This is a genomic window from Corallococcus aberystwythensis (genome assembly GCF_003612165.1).
Taxonomy (GTDB): domain Bacteria; phylum Myxococcota; class Myxococcia; order Myxococcales; family Myxococcaceae; genus Corallococcus; species Corallococcus aberystwythensis.
Genome location: NZ_RAWK01000489.1, coordinates 1 through 2,755 on the forward strand (window position 1 = coordinate 1; position 2,755 = coordinate 2,755).

Annotated in this window: 2 protein-coding genes and 1 pseudogene; all 3 read right to left on the bottom strand. The window is 69.5% G+C overall.

Annotated features, from left to right (window positions below):
• Positions 1–1,358 (bottom strand): DUF1565 domain-containing protein (locus tag D7W81_RS40720; RefSeq protein WP_120560686.1); only part of this gene is annotated, 1,358 nt, incomplete at its 3' end.
• Positions 1,359–1,372: 14 nt separating this feature from the next.
• Positions 1,373–2,338 (bottom strand): hypothetical protein, encoded by a 966-nt coding sequence (locus D7W81_RS40725; RefSeq protein WP_147445823.1) that lies wholly within the window; start codon positions 2,336–2,338, stop codon positions 1,373–1,375.
• A 178-nt stretch (positions 2,339–2,516) separates the two neighbouring features.
• Positions 2,517–2,755 (bottom strand): annotated as a pseudogene (locus D7W81_RS40730) (CpaF family protein); the annotation flags it as partial.

Genomic DNA, 2,755 nt, shown 5'->3' on the forward strand with positions numbered 1-2,755 from the left:
GTCGTCAGCTTGGCGTTGACGCCCACCGTGGCGTGGGAGTCGATGAGTACCAGCGCGATGGATGCGCCTCCCGCGCCACCACCTGTTCCGGGCTCGCCGCCACAACCACCACTACCTCCGCCACCACCACCGCCAGAGGCCGCGTTTTCGCTTGAGTTGACGGTGCGGTCTGAACAGGCCCCACCACTCCCACCTCCGCCACCTCCCGCTCCGATACGTCCCCGGGTTCCGGCGGCGCCGTGCTGGCTGGACTGCAACTCCCAGCGGCCTGCATCAGGATTCAGCAGGCCAATTCCAATACCCGCGTCGCCCTGGAGCCCATCCATGCCTGGATTGCCCAAGCCTCCGTCAGCTCCCTGGCCTCCCGTGCACGTATAAACACCGTTGCCGAAGGATGGCCCTCCATCTCCACCGCCCTGGCCTCCCGCAGTGTTGGGCTCGCCGGTACCACCGTTATCGCCGAAGTCACGACCAACGCCGTTAGCGCCCACGCCGCCAACACCCGCTCCATTGACCGAACATGTGGCCACACCGCCCGGTCCCTGGTCTCCAGCGCTGTTGCCCTTTGCCGAACCGCCATCAAAGCCTCGGGCGCCTGTCGCGCCGCCATCGCCGGATGTGCCCGCCCCACCATTTCCACCTTGGCCTGCTTCGATGACGGTGTTGTGGAGTTGCAGGTCCGAGGTGTGGACGACTCGGAGGGCGATGGATGCTCCACCCTCCTGGATCACGTTGTCGGATGCGATGTGGAGCCCATCCAGCAGGACGCGCTCGGTTGTGACGTTATGAACGGTGAACGCGAGCGTGCCGCCATCGAAGAACGTGCTGCCGCCGCCATCCTTGAACCGGTCCCAGAAGGGATTCTCACCGCCGCGCCACGTGTAACCGCCGTAGATGGACACGGGGATGTCCACCATGGGTGTGGGCTCGCTGTACGTGCCGGTGCCCAGGTACACGATGTTGCGCCCCGTGCCGCCGTCGCGGATCTCCCGGAGCGCACGCGTCAGGGTTTGGAACGGATGCGTCCGGCTGCCGTTGTTGTCATCTCGGCCTCCCACCGGATCCACGAAGAAGCCCGCGTCCGCGACACCGTCGATTCCGTCGCAGTCGTTGTCGAAGCCGGTCAGGTCGGGGTAGTCCACGCCGCCGTCGCCGCAGGGGGGAGGCGTGATGTCTCCACCATCACCGGCATCTCCCGCGTCACCGGCGTCACTGCCGCCGTCTCCGCTGGTCTGCGGTCCGCAGCGGCCCGCGTCCTGACAGCCTTCGTAGGCCGCTTCGAAGTCGCTGCATCCGCCCATGCCGAGCACCGCACCGAACACCGCGCTCAGCGCGCCGACCTTCCAGAGGTTCCGCATGGCTTTCCCCGTGCTCACTGCCACGTCCCAGCGAAGCTCAAACCACCGCCCTGAGGCGTGAGCGTCACGGACGGCTGAACGTTCGTCTGCTTCACCGGCAGGAAGTACATCAGCGCGCCCGCCGCGATGGCCGCCGCGCCCACACCAATGCCCACCACACCCAGGGTCTGCGAGCGCTTGCCGGAGTCGCGAATGTCCTTCGCTTCCTCCAGGTCGGGATACTGCTTCTCGTTCAGGTCGCTGAGCTTTCCGCGCGACTGCACGAAGAACACCGTCCCCACGCCCGCCAACACCACGCCGCCCGCCGCCGGCACCCAGGCCCACTTGCGCCGCCCCGGCGTCTCCACCGTCGGCGTGTCACTCAGGCCCAGGTCGGTGGGCGGCTGCACGCCCGGCGTCAGGTCCGGCCCCGGCTGCCTCTCCCCCGGCGTCACGTGGGGCGTCTGCTGCGCCACGGGCGGCGTCACCGGCGGAGGCGCCACCGGCTCCGGACGCAGCACCCGCAGCGTGCGCGGCACCACCACGTCCAACGACTTGTTGAGCGCGTCCAGCACCTGGTCCTCGCTCACGCCAGGGACCGACTCCTCGACGAGCGGCGCGCCGTCCTGCGCCGTGTACACACGCACGCCCGCTTTGTACGCGTTCAGGTACGGGCCAATCTCCGTCACCATCACCACGTCCGTCTTCGCCGCCACGCCCAGGGACGCGATGCAGGACGGCTGCGTGCGGTTGCAGCGCATCATCGCCGTGCGCTTCTTCTTCGGCAGCGTGCGCGTCACGTCCTCCACGCGGATCACCTCCAGGCCCCGGGCCTTGAGCTGCTCGGCCACGTGCTCCTGGGCGGTTCCGACGAGGTAGCGCGGCGTTCCCCGCGTCACGTCCGTGGGCGCCAGCAGCACGGTGACGGGTTTCGCGGAGGAGGGAAGCGCGGGCGCCTGAGCGACCACCAGGGTGAGCGCGGCGAGGAAGGGGATCAACACGGGAGCACTTTCTCCCTGACCCGTCCTCCTCGCAAGGTCAGGATTCGTGGACCCATGTGGTGGGACAGGTCCCCACCCACCGGAGTGCGACAACCCTGTCCAACGCCAGGCGCCCCGCGTGGATGCATCACGTCGCCGCGGCCCGGGGAACCCGGAGGGTCCCCGCGCCAGGGGCGGCCTACCGGCGAGGACGCTCCGGCGCCGGGCGGATCTGCGTCTTCTCCGACGTGTTCAGCTCCGTCTTCGGCCGGTCGTCGTCCTCGTCCTCGTCCAGGTCATCCGAGGGCGGTGGAGGAGGACCCGGAGGACGGCGCGTGGGGGTCGCACCAGCGCGCAGCGTGTTGTTGGCCGGCGGCGGGGCGGGACGCGCGGGCGCGGGCGGCGGACGGCGCGGCGGTGGGGTGGTTCGCGCGGGCG